The organism is Micromonospora sp. FIMYZ51 (genome assembly GCF_038246755.1).
GTDB lineage: Bacteria > Actinomycetota > Actinomycetes > Mycobacteriales > Micromonosporaceae > Micromonospora.
The window spans coordinates 5,687,236-5,702,500 of sequence record NZ_CP134706.1; the positions used below are offsets into that span (position 1 = coordinate 5,687,236).

Annotated in this window: 10 protein-coding genes and 2 rRNA genes (1 of these 12 cut by a window edge); 4 read left to right on the forward strand and 8 right to left on the reverse strand. The window is 70.3% G+C overall.

The features are described 5' to 3' along the window. Positions 1–58: 58 nt before the first annotated feature. Positions 59–3,247, reverse strand: a complete 3,189-nt coding sequence (ileS, locus tag QQG74_RS25370; protein WP_341717216.1) for an isoleucine--tRNA ligase — start codon at positions 3,245–3,247, stop codon at positions 59–61. A 509-nt stretch (positions 3,248–3,756) separates the two neighbouring features. Between ileS and QQG74_RS25375 the strand changes: the two genes are divergently transcribed. Continuing rightward, positions 3,757–4,197 carry a carboxymuconolactone decarboxylase family protein gene (locus tag QQG74_RS25375; protein ID WP_341717217.1) on the forward strand — a complete coding sequence of 147 codons (441 nt, stop codon included), beginning with the start codon at positions 3,757–3,759 and terminating at the stop codon, positions 4,195–4,197. After that, positions 4,146–5,072 (forward strand): RNA polymerase sigma factor SigJ, encoded by a 927-nt coding sequence (gene sigJ / locus QQG74_RS25380; RefSeq protein WP_341717218.1) that lies wholly within the window; start codon positions 4,146–4,148, stop codon positions 5,070–5,072. Before QQG74_RS25375 ends, sigJ begins: the two co-directional genes overlap by 52 nt. Before the next feature lie 44 nt (positions 5,073–5,116). On the opposite strand, the gene ndk is transcribed toward sigJ, so the two are convergent. Continuing rightward, positions 5,117–5,542 (reverse strand): nucleoside-diphosphate kinase, encoded by a 426-nt coding sequence (ndk, locus tag QQG74_RS25385; protein ID WP_341717219.1) that lies wholly within the window; start codon positions 5,540–5,542, stop codon positions 5,117–5,119. Between the two features lie 143 nt (positions 5,543–5,685). On the opposite strand from ndk, the gene QQG74_RS25390 reads away from it, so the two are divergent. Further along, on the forward strand, positions 5,686–7,212 hold the full coding sequence (locus QQG74_RS25390) for a VOC family protein (protein ID WP_341717220.1): 1,527 nt from the start codon (positions 5,686–5,688) through the stop codon (positions 7,210–7,212). A 30-nt stretch (positions 7,213–7,242) separates the two neighbouring features. On the opposite strand, the gene QQG74_RS25395 is transcribed toward QQG74_RS25390, so the two are convergent. The 3 genes from QQG74_RS25395 to QQG74_RS25405 form a co-directional block, all read right to left on the reverse strand. Next, the gene (locus QQG74_RS25395; protein WP_341717221.1) at positions 7,243–7,674 is read right to left on the reverse strand and encodes a DUF4233 domain-containing protein; all 432 of its coding nucleotides are present in this window, start codon (positions 7,672–7,674) and stop codon (positions 7,243–7,245) included. Beyond that, entirely contained in the window at positions 7,671–8,942 is a 1,272-nt protein-coding gene (locus tag QQG74_RS25400; RefSeq protein ID WP_341721374.1) for a folylpolyglutamate synthase/dihydrofolate synthase family protein, read from the reverse strand. The genes QQG74_RS25395 and QQG74_RS25400 overlap by 4 nt, the downstream gene beginning before the upstream one ends. A gap of 161 nt (positions 8,943–9,103) precedes the next feature. Then, on the reverse strand, positions 9,104–11,722 hold the full coding sequence (locus tag QQG74_RS25405) for a valine--tRNA ligase (protein WP_341717222.1): 2,619 nt from the start codon (positions 11,720–11,722) through the stop codon (positions 9,104–9,106). Between the two features lie 70 nt (positions 11,723–11,792). Between QQG74_RS25405 and QQG74_RS25410 the strand changes: the two genes are divergently transcribed. Next, positions 11,793–12,476, forward strand: coding sequence for a hypothetical protein (locus tag QQG74_RS25410; RefSeq protein ID WP_341717223.1), 684 nt, complete (start codon positions 11,793–11,795; stop codon positions 12,474–12,476). 21 nt (positions 12,477–12,497) lie between these two features. Here the strand turns inward: QQG74_RS25410 and QQG74_RS25415 are convergent, their stop codons facing one another. The 3 genes from QQG74_RS25415 to QQG74_RS25425 all read right to left on the reverse strand — a co-directional run. Then, complete coding sequence (locus tag QQG74_RS25415; protein ID WP_341717224.1) at positions 12,498–13,724, reverse strand: MFS transporter; 1,227 nt, start codon at positions 13,722–13,724, stop codon at positions 12,498–12,500. Between the two features lie 104 nt (positions 13,725–13,828). Then, positions 13,829–13,945: ribosomal RNA gene (gene rrf / locus QQG74_RS25420) — 5S ribosomal RNA — on the reverse strand. Positions 13,946–14,032: 87 nt separating this feature from the next. Beyond that, positions 14,033–15,265 (reverse strand): 23S ribosomal RNA (locus QQG74_RS25425); it runs 1,881 nt beyond the window's last position.

Consider the following 15,265-nt stretch of genomic DNA (forward strand, 5'->3'; position numbering starts at 1 on the left):
TGTTAAGAAGGGCCCCTTTTACTACCTGAGGCGTTAACAAGGGGCCCTTCCTTTCACCTCATATGCGGCGGACGGCGATGGTCACCGGCTCGCCGTCGCCGGCTTCACCGGCGAAACCGTCGATGCCCTCGGCGAAGTCGATGCTTTCCGCAAGCACCTCCCGGGCCACGAAGTCGGCGTACGCCGACACGGCGGCCCGCACCTGCTCGGCGGCCGAGACGGTCACCACGATCCGGTCGGAGATGTCCAGGTGGGCGTCCCGACGGGCCTGCTGCACCACCCGGACGACGTCCCGGGCCAGCCCTTCGGCGGCCAGCTCGGGGGTGACCGTGGTGTCCAGCACCACCACCCCTTCCCCGCCGGGCAGCGGCGCCGAGTGCTCGGCGTCGGCCGCGACCAGGCGCAGCTCGTACTCACCCTCGGCGAGGGTGACCCCGGCGGCGACCGGGGCACCGTCGTGCAGCTCCCACTCCCCCGCCTTGACCGCCTTGATCACCTGCTGCACCTGCTTGCCGACCCGGGGCCCGAGCGCCCGGGGCACCACCGTCAACACCTGCTGGGAGTACGCCGCCACCTCGTCGGTGAACTCCACCTCCTTGACGTTGACCTCGTCGGCGACCAGGTCGGCGAAGGGACGCAGTTGCTCGGCGGCCGGGCTGGCCACGGTCAGCTTCGACAGCGGCAGCCGGACCCGCAGGCCCTTGGCCTTGCGCAGGGAGAGCGCCGCCGAGGCGACCGCGCGCACGTTGTCCATCGCGGCCACCAGCTCATGGTCGGCGGGGAACTCGTCGGCCGACGGCCAGTCGGTCAGGTGCACCGACCGCTCGCCGGTCAGTCCGCGCCAGATCTCCTCGGCGGTCAGCGGCATCAGCGGCGCCACCACCCGGCAGAGCGTCTCCAGCACCGTCGAGAGGGTGTCGAAGGCGTCGGTGTCGCCGCTCCAGAACCGGTCCCGCGAGCGACGCACGTACCAGTTGGTCAGCGCGTCCAGGTAGGACCGGACGGTGGCGCAGGCACCGGAGATGTCGTACGCGTCCATCTGCGTGCCGACCGTCGACACCAGCTCGTTCGTCTTGGCCAGCAGGTACCGGTCGAGCAGGTGGGTGGAATCCACCCGCCGCCTGGCCTGGTACCCGTCGGCGTTGGCGTAGAGCGAGAAGAAGTACCAGACGTTCCAGAGCGGCAGCAGCACCTGCCGGACGGCGTCCCGGATGCCCGCCTCGGTGACCGGCATGTCCCCGCCGCGCAGCACCGGCGAGGACATCAGCATCCAGCGCATCGCGTCCGAGCCGTACGAGTCGAAGACGTGGTAGACGTCCGGGTAGTTGCGCAGGCTCTTGGACATCTTGCGCCCGTCGGAGCCGAGCAGGATGCCGTGGCTGAGGCAGTTGCGGAACGCCGGCCGGTCGAACAGCGCGGTGGCCAGCACGTGCATGGTGTAGAACCAGCCGCGGGTCTGCCCGATGTACTCGACGATGAAGTCGCCCGGGTAGTGGTGCTCGAACCAGTCGCGGTTCTCGAACGGGTAGTGCACCTGGGCGAACGGCATCGAGCCGGACTCGAACCAGCAGTCCAGCACCTCCGGCACCCGACGCATCATCGACTTGCCGGTCGGGTCGTCCGGGTTGGGGCGGACCAGCTCGTCCACCGCCGGCCGGTGCAGGTCGGTCAGGCGTACGCCGAAGTCCCGCTCGATCTCGGCAAGCGAGCCGTACACGTCGATCCGGGGGTGGTTCGGGTCGTCGGAGCGCCACACCGGGATCGGCGACCCCCAGAACCGGTTCCGGCTGATCGACCAGTCCCGGGCGTTGGCCAGCCACTTGCCGAACGAGCCGTCCTTGATGTGCCCGGGGGTCCAGTTGATCTGCTGGTTGAGCTCGACCATCCGGTCCTTGAACTTGGTCACCGCGACGAACCAGGACGACACCGCCTTGTAGACCAGCGGGGTGTCGCAGCGCCAGCAGTGCGGGTACGCGTGGGTGTAGGTGTCCTGCTTGAGCACCACCCCCCGCTCCTTCAGTGTCCGGATCACCGGCTTGTTGACGTCGAAGACCTGCTCACCGACGTACGGCGGGACCAGCGCGGTGAACCGGGTGTGGTCGTCCACGGTGACGATGGTCGGGATGCCGGCCGCGTTGCAGACGTTCTGGTCGTCCTCGCCGAAGGCCGGGGCCAGGTGCACGATCCCGGTGCCGTCCTCGGTGGTCACGAACTCCGCGCCGAGCACCTGGTACGCGTTCGGCCCGGCCTGCTCCATCAGGAAGTCGAAGAGCGGCGTGTACCGACGCCCCACCAGGTCGGCGCCGCGCACCACGCCGACCTGCGCGTACCCCTCCAGTTCCGGGGCGTACGCCGCCAGTCGCGCCGCGCCGACGAGGTGCCGTACGCCGTCGCGCTCCAGCACCGCGTACTCGATCTCCGGGCCGACGGCGAGCGCCAGGTTCGACGGCAGGGTCCACGGCGTGGTGGTCCAGACGCCCAGCCGCACCGGCCCACGGACCAGCTCCGGCGCGGACTCGTCGGGCGTCAGCTCGAACCACACCGACAGCGTCGGGTCCTGCCGGTCCCGGTAGACGTCGTCCATCCGGGTCTCGGTGTTCGACAGCGGCGTCTCGCACCGCCAGCAGTACGCCAGCACCCGGAAACCCTCGTAGACCAGCCCCTTGTCGTGCAGGGTCTTGAAGGCCCACATGACGCTTTCCATGTAGTCCAGGTCGAGGGTCTTGTAGTCGTTGGCGAAGTCGACCCAGCGGGCCTGCCGGGTGACGTACCGCTCCCAGTCATGGGTGAACTCCAGCACCGAGCTGCGGCACGCCTCGTTGAACCGGGCCACGCCGAGGTCGAGGATCTCGGCCTTGCTGGTGATGCCGAGCTGCTTCTCGGCCACCACCTCGGCGGGCAGGCCGTGGCAGTCCCAGCCGAAGCGCCGCTCCACCCGCCGGCCGCGCATGGTCTGGTAGCGCGGCACCACGTCCTTGACGTACCCGGTGAACAGGTGGCCGTAGTGCGGCAGCCCGTTGGCGAACGGCGGCCCGTCGTAGAAGACGTATTCGTTGTCGGCGGCTGCGCCGCCGGCAGCGGAGCCCGCCGCCGGCTCCGACTGCCGCCCGGAGGCCGGCCGGGCCTCCACCGATGCCTCGAAGGTCTTGTCGGCGGTCCAGTGCTCCAGCACCCGGCGCTCGACCGCGGGCAGGTCCGGGCTCGCCGGGACACCGGCGGCGCTCGGGTCGTGCAACGGATAGGCCATCGCCTGTCGCTCTCCTCGCTGACGCTCACTGTCGTGTGGGTCTGCGAGGACGAGCCTTCCGGTACGCCGTCGCCAGCGCCCCGGGCCCGCGGTACCACCCCGCTTGACGGTCAGGATCGACCGCCCGCTCGTTGGCCGGCTGTAACGGGCCGGACCCGTCCGGTTCTACTGGGCCGGTCACCCGGCCGTTCTTCCGGAAGCTCCCCGGTGATAGCCGGATCGTCGCCACTTACCTGCCGCCAATACTACCCACCCGACCGGGCCCGCCACCTCCGGATATACCCCGCCCCGCCGCTCCCCGCGAGCTTGCACTTCCGGTCGTCGGTACCGCGGCCCACTGACCGCTCCGGCCATTGACCGCTCCGGCCTACCGGCCGGGCATGACCATCGACGGCAGTCCCGGTGACCGCTGCCGCAACGACACATGACCGGCGTCACAGGCCGGTTCCGTCACGCCGCGGCACCGCCGAGACGTCGGGTCGGTGACACACCTACTCAAGGAGGTCGTCATGCAGCGGATGAACGTGGCCGAAGTGGCACCGGAGGCGTTCCAGAGCGTCCTGGGGCTGGAGAAGTACGTCCGAGCCAACGTGGACCACACGGTGCTGGAGTTGATCAAGCTGCGCGCGTCGATGCTTAACGGCTGCGCGTACTGCGTCGACATGCACAGCCGGGAGGCAGCGGGCGCCGGAGAGTCACACCGACGGCTGTTCGCGGTGGCCGCCTGGCGTGAGGCGCCCTTCTTCGACGAGCGGGAACGGGCCGCGCTGGCGCTCACCGACGCGGTGACCCGGCTCGGCGAACACGGCGTGCCGGACGACGTCTGGGACGCCGCCGCGAAGGTCTGGCCGGAGAAGGCCCTCGCCGACCTGGTCCTCGCGATTGCCACAATCAACGTGTGGAACCGGATCGCGGTGACCTTCCGCAACGAACTGCCGGCGGACGTCTGAGTCCGGTCGACGCGGCGGATGCGGCCGGTGCGCTCGACGCGCACCGGCCCATGCTGCTCGGGCTGGCCTACCGGTTGCTCGGCAGCCGGTACGACGCCGAGGACGTCCTCCAGGAGGCGTACCTGCGCTGGGTACGCGTCGACCGGGCCGCGGTGACCGAGCCGCGCCGGTACCTGTCCCGGGTGGTCACCCACCTGGCCATGGACCGGCTACGCGCCCGGCAGTCCGCCCGGGAGGCGTACGTCGGGCCGTGGCTGCCGGAGCCGGTGCCGACCACACCCTCGCCGTTCGGTCCGCTGGAACGCGTCGAGCTGCGCGACTCGCTCTCCACCGCGTTGCTGCACCTGCTGGAGCGGCTCACCCCGCCGGAGCGCGCGGTCTACGTCCTGCACACCGCGTTCGAGCTGCCGTACGCCGAGATCGGCGAGTTGCTGGACCGGTCCGCCGAGGACTGTCGGCAGCTGCACCACCGGGCAACCGCCCGGATCGGTCGCGACAAGCGCCGGTTCACCGCCGACCGGGCGGAGCAGGAACGGCTGCTGGACGCGTTCATCGTCGCCGCCAACGACGGTGACCTGACGGCGCTGACCAAGCTGGTGGCCGCCGACGCGACCGCGTGGAGCGACGGCGGCGGCCGGGTCCGGGCGGCCCGCAACCCGGTGACCGGCGCGGACCGGGTCGCCCGGTTCCTGCTGGGCATCCGGGACAAGGGCTGGCCGTTCACGGTGCACCGCACGGAACTCAACGGCCAGCCGGCCGCCGTGGTGGTCAGCGCGGCCGGCGCCCGGTACGCGATCACCCTCGGGGCCGCCGACGGACGGATCACCGACGTGTTCCTGGTGGCCAACCCGGACAAACTGACCTGGGCGGCCTGATCTCGGGGCCGACGGCGTCCGCCAGACCGGATCAGCCGACGGCGTCAGCCCAGGTCGGGGAACCAGAGTGCGATCTCGCGCTTGGCGCTGTCGGCCGAGTCGGAGGCGTGCACCAGGTTTTCCCGGTTGGAGAGGGCAAGGTCGCCCCGGATGGTGCCGGCGACGGCCTTGCGCCCGTCGGTCGCCCCGATCAGGCCGCGTACCACGTCGATCACCTGGTCGCCGGAGAGCACCAGCGCGACCAGCGGACCGCTGGTCATGAAGGTCTTCAGCGGCGGGTAGAAGGGCTTCTCCACGTGCTCGCAGTAGTGCGCGTCGGCGAGCGCGGCATCCATCGTGCGGGACACCATCGCGTCGATCCGCAGCCCCTTGCGCTCGAAGCGGGAGATGATCTCGCCGACCAACCCACGGCGTACCGCGTCGGGCTTGATCAGTACGAGCGTGCGCTCGTCCGGGCTGCTGGTGGACACGCTGGGTTCCTCCTCGAAGCGGAAGCCGGTCGGGCTGGGTACGGTCAGCCTAGCGACCCGATCGCGGTGCCGGCGCGCTGGTCGGTCCTTCCCCCGGCCCCCGATCCGGCCTAGCCTGGCCCTGACCACCCGGGAGGTCCACTGTGGCGAACGGCGGGAACCCACCCATCGCACCGGTACGCAAGTTGATAGCCGCGGTCGTCGGCACCGTGGCCAGCTTCGTGATCCTCTTCGGCCTGGGCATGACCAGCTGGGCCATCGTGGCGCTCGGCGTCGCCTTCCTGGCGCTGGCCATCGCGTTGGCCACGGTACGCGCCGGCGGTCGCACCTGGGTGGTGGGCGCCGGGCACGTGCACAGCGCCTCCGAGCCGCCCACCCAGTACGCCTTCGGGCGCTGCGAGCTCCAGTTGGTGATCGACGCCCCCGGGCTGCCGCCCCGCTCGAAGAAGATCATCGAACCGCGGGTGCCGGTCTCCAAGTGGCCGGCGCTCGGCCAGACCCTGCCGATCCGGGTGGCACTGGACGACCCGCGGCACGTCCGGGTGCTCTGGGACGAGGTACCCACCCATACCGAGGCCGGCACCGCCGACCTGCCGCCGGAATACGCCGACCCGCCCCCCGAGTACGCCGACCACGTCCCGCCGGACGAGGTGCTGATCGGCCAGCAGGCACCGCCGTGGGCCGGCCGGGCACCCGAGGACGACTTCCACGAGCCGCTGAGCGATCCCCTCGCCGCGCCGCGCCGCGACGAGCCGGTCGGCACCGTGGAACAACTGGAGACGGTGCGGGTACGCCAGCGTCCGGGTGGACCCGTCGTGCTGGAGGGGACGGTGGTGGAGCACCCCAGCGACCAGCCGCTTCCGCGCCGGGCCACGCCCGCCCCCCGCACGCCGGCCGAGGAACGAGTCGCGGCGACGACCCCGGCGGAGCCGGTACCCACCGGGCGCTTCACCGGCCCACCACCGGCCGAGAGCTCCGCCGACGCACCGCCTGCCCCGACGGAGCCGACGGATCAGTTCGATCCGCTCGACCTGCCGCTTGACGACCCGCAGCCGGAACCGGCGGCCGGCGCACGCCCGGCCCGGCCGGTCAACCGGACCGCGCCGACCGACGACGCGGCGACCGCAGCCGACCCGATCGGCACCGCGGCGACCGCAGCCGACCCGATCGACGGCGGTACGCGCGAAGCCGGCTCGACCGCACAGGCGGCGGGCATCCCGGACCAGCCGGACGGCGACCGGGAACTGGATGAGGCGATCTTCGGCTTTGACCCCGAGGCCGCCGACCCGGCCGCGCCGATCAGTGGCGTGGGCATCACGCTGCTGGTCACCGAGTTGCCCCGATCCCTGGAGTTCTACCGGGACCGGCTCGGGTTCACCGAGATCGACCGGGGCACCGGCAACGCGGTGTTGGCGTCCGGGGCGACCCGGCTGGTGCTGCGGGAGGTAACCGGCGCCCAGCCGGTCAACCGCCGCCTGGTACACGTCAACCTCGACGTCGATGACATCCAGGGTGCGTACGAGCGACTGCGGGACTCCGGCGTCCGGTTCACCTACGCCCCCCGGGTGGTCAACCGGGGCACCAAGCTGGAGGTGTGGGCGGCGGCGTTCCGTGACCCGGACGGCCACGGGATCGCGCTGACCCAGTGGCGGGAGCGCGCCGAGGCGTGACCCGGCCGATCGCCCGGGTCACCCGTGCGGTCAGCCCAGGATCACCCGGCGGACGTGCGACGCGTACGCCCACACCAGGGCGAAGATCACGCCCAGCACGAACAGCGCCCAGTGCAGCAGCCCGGAGAGCAACAGCAACCCCTGCAACACCGTGCCGGCGTGCCAGGCCCAGGGCCGGCGCATCAGCCCGGCCAGCCCGACCGCCGCCACGGCCAGCGCCACCACCACTCCGATCGCCGCACCACCGAGGTCACCGCCGACCACCCGGATCGGCTGGATCGCCAGCAGCAGCACCAACGCCTCCAGGGCGAGGGTGCCGGCGCCGAGGCCGCGTACCGCCCGCTGCGGGTCGCGCAGCCCCGACCGGCGCGCCCCGGGCGGGCGGCCGTCCCCGGCGGTCTCGTCCGGCCCGGAGGTACCCGGCAGCCGCCCGCTCCCGCCCGCGTCGCCCTGGCCGGTCATCGCTTCAACAGCCGGCGGGCGTCGGCCACGGTCACCACGGAGCCGGTGATGAGTACGCCGACACCGGCCAGCTCACCCGGCACGTCCTCCTCGGCCAGCGCCACCGCCGCCTCGATCGCGTCCGGCATCTGCTCGGCCACCTCGACCCGGTCCGGCCCGAACACCTCGGCGGCGAGCGCGGCCAACTCCTTGACCGGCAGCGCCCGCGGCGAACTGTTCCGGGTCACCACCAGCTGGTCCACCACCGGCTCCAGCAGCTCCAGCATGCTGGCCGCGTCCTTGTCGGTCAGGGTGCCCAGCACGGCTACCAGCTTGCTGAAGGCGAACTCCTCCTGGAGCGCCGTGACGGTGGCCGCCATCCCCTGCGGGTTGTGTGCCCCGTCCAGCAGGATCGTCGGCGCGGTCCGGACCCGCTCCAACCGGCCGGGCGAACTGGCGGTGGCGAAGCCCTCCCGGACCGTCTCCACGTCGAGTTGCCGCCGGGCACCGGCACCGAGGAACGCCTCCACGGCGGCGAGCGCGATCGCCGCGTTCTGCGCCTGGTGGGCACCGTGCAGCGGGACGAACACCTCCTCGTACACCCCGCCCAGGCCCTGCAACGTGAGCACCTGCCCGCCGACCGCCACCGCGCGGCGCAGCACGCCGAACTCCGCGCCTTCCCGGGCGACGGTGGCGCCGACCTCGGCACAGCGTTGCAGGATCGGCCGGGCCGCCTCCTCCTCCTGGGCGGCGCAGATGACGGTGGCACCGGGGTGGATGATGCCGGCCTTGGCGACCGCGATGTCCTGAATCGTGTCCCCGAGCCATTCGGTGTGGTCCAACCCGATCGGGGTCAGTACGCACACCCCGGCCTGGAGCACGTTTGTGGCGTCCTCGGCCCCGCCCAGGCCGACCTCGACCACGGCCACGTCCACCGGAGCGTCGGCGAAGGCGGCGAAGGCCAGCGCGGTGGTCATGTCGAAGTAGGTGAGCGGCTCCGCCGAACGGTCGTCGACCAGCTCGGCGAGCGGCTTCACCTCGCGGTAGACGGCGGTGAACCGCGCCTCGTCCACCGGCTCGCCGTCCAGGCTGATCCGTTCCCGGACGGTCTCCAGGTGCGGGCTGGTGTACCGGCCGGTGTGCAACCCGAACGCCCGCAGCAGCGAGTCGATCATCCGGGCCGTGGAGGTCTTGCCGTTGGTCCCGGTCAAGTGGATCGACGGGTACGCCCGCTGTGGGCTGCCCAGCAGGTCGAGCAGGGACGAGATGCGGTCCAGCTCGAAGACCATCCGGGTGAAGCCGCGCCTGGCCAGCTCGGCCTCGACCTCGGCGAAGGCGGCCTGGTCGGCGCGGCTGGACCGGCCGCCACCGGCGGTTCGACCGGCACCCACCCGGTCGGTGTTCGCCGGGCCGGTGTCGCGGACGCGGTCGGTGGGGTCTGTGCTGTCGGTCACGAGGGCAGTGCCTCCAGGGCGGCGTCGATGCGGACCAGATCGGCCTCGGCCACGGCCAGCCGTTCGCGGATCTTGGCCACCACGTGCTCGGGGGCCTTGCCGACGAACGCCGGGTTGTTCAGCTTCGCCCGGGCCTGCCCGGCCTCCTTCTCGGCCGCCGCGCGATCCTTGGTCAGCCGGGCCCGCTCGGCGGCCACGTCGATCGAACCGCGGGTGTCCAGCGCCACGCTTACCTCGCCGGGCATGGCCAGCGTCGCGCTGGCCTGGAAGTCGTCGCCGGCCGGGTCGAGACGGACCAGGGAACGGATCAGCGGCTCATGCCCGGCGATGCCGGCCGCGGCCAGCCCGTCGAGCCGGGCGGCGACCCGCTGGGTCGGGCGCAGCCCCTGATCGGAGCGGAACCGGCGGATCTCGGTCACCACCCGCTGCAGCGTGGCGACCTCCGCCTCGGCGGTGGCGTCGACGCGGGCCCGGTCGGCGACCGGCCAGGCGGCCGTCATCACCGTGTCCGCACCGGTGAGCGCGGTCCACAGCTCCTCGGTGACGAACGGGATCACCGGGTGCAGCAACCGCAGCAGCTGGTCCAGCACGTGGCCGAGGACGCGGCGGCTGGCGTCGGCGGCGGGGCCACCGGCGGCCAGCACCGGCTTGCTCAGCTCGACGTACCAGTCGCAGACGTCATCCCAGGCGAAGTGGTACAGCAGGTCACAGACCTTGGCGAACTCGTACGCCTCGAACTGCTCGTCCACCTCGGCGGTGACCTGCGCCAACCGGGACAGGATCCACCGGTCGACAGTCGACAGCTCGGCCGCGCCCGGCAACGCTCCCTCGGTGTGCGCGCCGTTGATCAGCGCGAACCGGGTGGCGTTCCACAGCTTGTTGCAGAAGTTCCGGGAACCCTGGCACCAGTCCTCGCTGACCGGCACGTCCCCGCCCGGGTTGGCGCCCCGGGCCAGGGTGAACCGGGTGGCGTCGGCACCGTAGCGGTCGATCCAGTCCAGCGGGTCGACCACGTTCCCGAACGACTTGGACATCTTCTTGCCGTGCTCGTCGCGGACCATGCCGTGCAGCGCGATCACGTCGAACGGCTGCACGCCGTCCATCGCGTACAGGCCGAACATCATCATCCGGGCGACCCAGAAGAAGAGGATGTCGTACCCGGTGACCAGCACGCTTGTCGGGTAGAACTTCGCCAGGTCGGTGGTCTGCTCCGGCCAGCCGAGGGTGGAGAACGGCCACAGCCCGCTGGAGAACCAGGTGTCCAGCACGTCCTCGTCCTGGTGCCAGCCCTCGCCGGTCGGCGGCTGCTCGTCCGGGCCCACGCAGACGACCTGGCCCTCCGGGCCGTACCAGACCGGGATGCGGTGGCCCCACCAGAGCTGCCGGGAGATGCACCAGTCGTGCATGTTGTCCACCCAGGCGAAGTAGCGCTTGGCCAGCTCCGCGGGCTCGATCCGCACCCGACCGTCGCGCACCGCGTCACCGGCCGCCTTGGCCAGTGGCGAGGTGTTGACGAACCACTGCAACGACAGCCGGGGCTCGACCGTGGTCCGGCACCGCGAGCAGTGGCCGACCGCGTGCACGTACGGCCGCTTCTCGGCGACGATGCGCCCCTGCTCGCGCAGCGCGGCGACGATCGCCGGGCGGGCCTCGAACCGGTCCAGTCCTTCGAAGGGGCCGGGCGCGGTGATGACGCCCCGCTCGTCCATGACCGTCAGGGCCGGCAGGTTGTGCCGCTGGCCGATCTCGAAGTCGTTCGGGTCGTGTGCCGGGGTCACCTTGACCATGCCGGTGCCGAAGGCCGGGTCCACGTGCGCGTCGCCCACGATCGGGATCCGCCGCCCGGTCAGCGGCAGCTCGACCTCGGTGCCGATCAGGTGCCGGTACCGCTCGTCGTCCGGGTGCACCGCCACCGCCGTGTCACCGAGCATGGTCTCGGCCCGGGTGGTGGCCACCACCACGTCGTCGCTGTACCGGATGGAGACCAGTTCGCCCTCGTCGTCGGTGTGCTCCACCTCGATGTCGGAGAGCGCGGTCAGGCAGCGCGGGCACCAGTTGATGATCCGGTTCGCCCGGTAGATCAGGCCGTCGTCGTACAGCTTCTTGAACATGGTCTGGACGGCCCGGGACAGCCCCTCGTCCATGGTGAAACGCTCGCGGTCCCAGTCGACCGAGTCGCCGAGGCGGCGCATCTGGCCGAGGATCGCACCGCCGGATTCGGCCTTCCATCGCCAGACCCGCTCGACGAACTTCTCCCGGCCCAGGTCGTGTCGGGAGAGGCCCTCCCCGGCGAGCTGCCGCTCGACCACGTTCTGGGTGGCGATGCCGGCGTGGTCCATGCCGGGTAGCCAGAGCGCCTCGAAGCCCTGCATCCGCTTACGCCGCACGAGCGCGTCCTGCACGGTGTGGTCGAGCGCGTGGCCCATGTGCAGCGAGCCGGTGACGTTCGGCGGCGGGATCACGATGGTGAACGGGGGGCGCTCGCTCTCCCCGGCGGCCCGGAACCGACCGTCGGCTACCCACTGCTCATACCGCCGCTGCTCTACCTCGCCGGGCTGGTACTGGCCGGCAAGGGTCGGTGCGTCGGGGCGTCGGGCATCCAGTCTCTCGGTCACCCGACAAAGTCTACGGAGCGCTTCGGCGGACCCGACGTGCGCCACCGGTGGTTCGCGTACGGTGTCGGCTATGTCCGACGCACATCTCGGCGCCCGCCGGCTCGACGAGGGCTCTCCGCCGGTCGACCTGACCGACGAGCCGATCCAGCTGAGCAACCGCGAGCCGGCGGAGACGACCGAACGCCAGAGCGTCCGCAGCCGCCGTCGGCGGGTCGCGATCGTGCTGCTGGCGGTCCTGGCCCTGGCCGGCCTCGGCGCGTTCGGTGCCTTCGGCTGGCGGATCGTGCAGCAGAAGGACACGGACATCGCGACGCCCGACCAGGTGGCCGGCCTCACCCGGGACACCAGCGAGCGGGCCGTCAGCACCGCCGACTACCTGCGCAGCGGCCTGTCCGCCGACATCCAGTTGGACAGCAGCTTCGGCACCGTCTACCAGGACCCGGCCGACGAGCGCCGGTCGGTGCTGATCTTTGGCGGCACCACCCTGCTGTGGCAGCCGGAACGGGACCTGGACAGCCTCTTCCGGCTGATGTCCGACGAGGCCGGCGCGGTGACCGGGCTGCGGGACGTGCCGCCGGGCCGGTTGGGCGGCGTGATGAAGTGCGGCAGCACCAGCGGCGAGGGTGGCGACTTCGCGGTCTGCGGCTGGGCCGACCACGGCAGCGTGGTGCTGGCCATGTTCCCCTTCCGGCCGGTCGAGGAGGCGGGCGGACTGCTGCGGGAGATCCGCGAGGAGGTCCAGACCCGCCGCTGAGCGCAGGCCGGGCCACCGGCGTCAACCACGATTGACCGGGGTGACCAGCGCGGCGAGCGCGACCAGCAGGCACCCACCGCCGGCGAGGGCACACACCAACGCCACCCCGTACGCCTCGGCTCCCCAGGTGACGATCGCCGCGCCGAGCGGCCCGAACGCGTAGTGGGTCGCCCAGAACACCGACGTGACCCGGCCGAGAAGATGGTTGGGCGTGACCTCCTGGCGCAGCGACAGTGAGCAGATCGCCCCGACGGCGACCGCACCGAGGTACGCCGCGGCGAGGCTGGCCACCATGGGCAGACTCCGGGCCGCGCCCACCCCCGCGACGGCCAGACCGGCCAACCCGATGCTGCCCGACCACGTCGCTCCGAAGCCGAAGCGACGCCGCAGCGGGGCCACCACGAGCGAGCCGAGGACCGTGCCGACGGCCGCGATCCCGAGCACCAGGCCGACCGTCCGTTCGGAGCCGGCCAGGTTGTGCCGGACGTGGTAGATCAGCACGTCGTCGAGACCGTAGGTGAGGAACAGGAACGCGGAGAGCAGCCAGGTCAGACTGCGCAGCACCGGATGCCGCCAGAGGAACCGGGCCCCGTCCAGCAGCTCGTCGCGAAGCTGCGCGAGGCTGGTCACGGCCCGCGCGACGCGCTCCTGCCGCAGCCGTACGACCATCAGGGCCGCCGCCGAGACGGCGAAGCTCGCGGCGTTCACCGCGATGGCGGTGGCGTAGCCGAAGGCGGCGGCTACCACCCCGGCCAGCAGCGGCCCGCCAACAGCGGCGACCGCGTAGCTCGCTGACAGCTTGCCGTTCGCCTCCGTGATCCGCCGGACGTCGACGAGCCCGGGCACGGCCGCCACGTACGCCACCCGGAAGAGCATGCCGACCGCGGCGCTTGCCGGTAGCACGAGATAGAGCAGCCAGAGTTGGGGTCCCCACCACCAGGCCACGGGGATGGCGGTGAAGAGCACCGCGCGGACGAGATCACAGCCGATGAGTACGCGTCGCCGGTCCGCCCGGTCCACAAGGACGCCCGCGAATACGGCGGTGGCCACGGCGGCGACGCCGGCTGCCGCGGTGAGCAGGCCCATCAGCGCCACCGATCCGGTGACCTGGAGAACCAGCAGCGGTACGGCCAGCGAGGCGAATCCGTCGCCAAGCACCGAGAGCGTCTGCGCCGACCAGAAGATGGCGAAGTTCCGGTCCCGCCACAGCGCGCTCCGCTCTCCGACCTCGTCCGCACGCGCCGTCATCCGCGCGACGCTAGCTTCCAGCCAGCCGCTCAGCCACGGAATTTATACGGGCCGTAAACGCGATTCAGGGCCACCCCGTGTGGGGTGGCCCTGAATTCGAAGATGTCCGGCGGTGTCCTACTCTCCCACACCCTCCCGAGTGCAGTACCATCGGCGCTGGAAGGCTTAGCTTCCGGGTTCGGAATGTAACCGGGCGTTTCCCCTCCGCCATAACCGCCGTAACCCTATCAACATATCAAACAACACCAACACGCTGGTGGGGCTGTTTGTTTGTCGTGAGTTACACAGTGGACGCGAGCAGAATCTTCGTGAGCAAGTCCTCGGCCTATTAGTACCGGTCAACTGAACCAGTTACCTGGCTTACATTTCCGGCCTATCAACCCAGTCGTCTAGCTGGGGGCCTTACCCACCCCAAAGGAGTGATGGGATACCTCATCTTGAAGCGAGCTTCCCGCTTAGATGCTTTCAGCGGTTATCCCTTCCGAACGTAGCTAACCAGCCGTGCCCCTGGCGGGACAACTGGCACACCAGAGGTTCGTCCGTCCCGGTCCTCTCGTACTAGGGACAGCCCTTCTCAAGTATCCTACGCGCACGGCGGATAGGGACCGAACTGTCTCACGACGTTCTAAACCCAGCTCGCGTACCGCTTTAATGGGCGAACAGCCCAACCCTTGGGACCTGCTACAGCCCCAGGATGCGACGAGCCGACATCGAGGTGCCAAACCATCCCGTCGATATGGACTCTTGGGGAAGATCAGCCTGTTATCCCCGGGGTACCTTTTATCCGTTGAGCGACACCGCTTCCACACGCAAGTGCCGGATCACTAGTCCCGACTTTCGTCCCTGCTCGACCCGTCAGTCTCACAGTCAAGCTCCCTTGTGCACTTACACTCAACACCTGATTGCCAACCAGGCTGAGGGAACCTTTGGGCGCCTCCGTTACCCTTTAGGAGGCAACCGCCCCAGTTAAACTACCCACCAGACACTGTCCCTGAACCGGATCACGGCCCGAAGTTAGATACCCAAATCAACCAGAGTGGTATTTCAAGATTGCCTCCACACATACTGGCGTATGCACTTCACCGGCTCCCACCTATCCTACACAAGCTAATTCGGATACCAATGTCAAGCTATAGTAAAGGTCCCGGGGTCTTTCCGTCCTGCCGCGCGTAACGAGCATCTTTACTCGTACTGCAATTTCGCCGGGCCTGTGGTTGAGACAGTGGGGAAGTCGTTACGCCATTCGTGCAGGTCGGAACTTACCCGACAAGGAATTTCGCTACCTTAGGATGGTTATAGTTACCACCGCCGTTTACTGGCGCTTAAGTTCTCCGCTTCGCCCCGAAGAGCTAACAGGTCCCCTTAACGTTCCAGCACCGGGCAGGCGTCAGTCCATATACATCGAATTACTTCTTCGCATGGACCTGTGTTTTTAGTAAACAGTCGCTTCCCCCTGCTCTCTGCGGCCATACAACGCTCCACCCGCACGGGGCTTCACGTCTCCGGCCCCCCTTCTCCCTAAGTTACGGGGGCAATTTGCC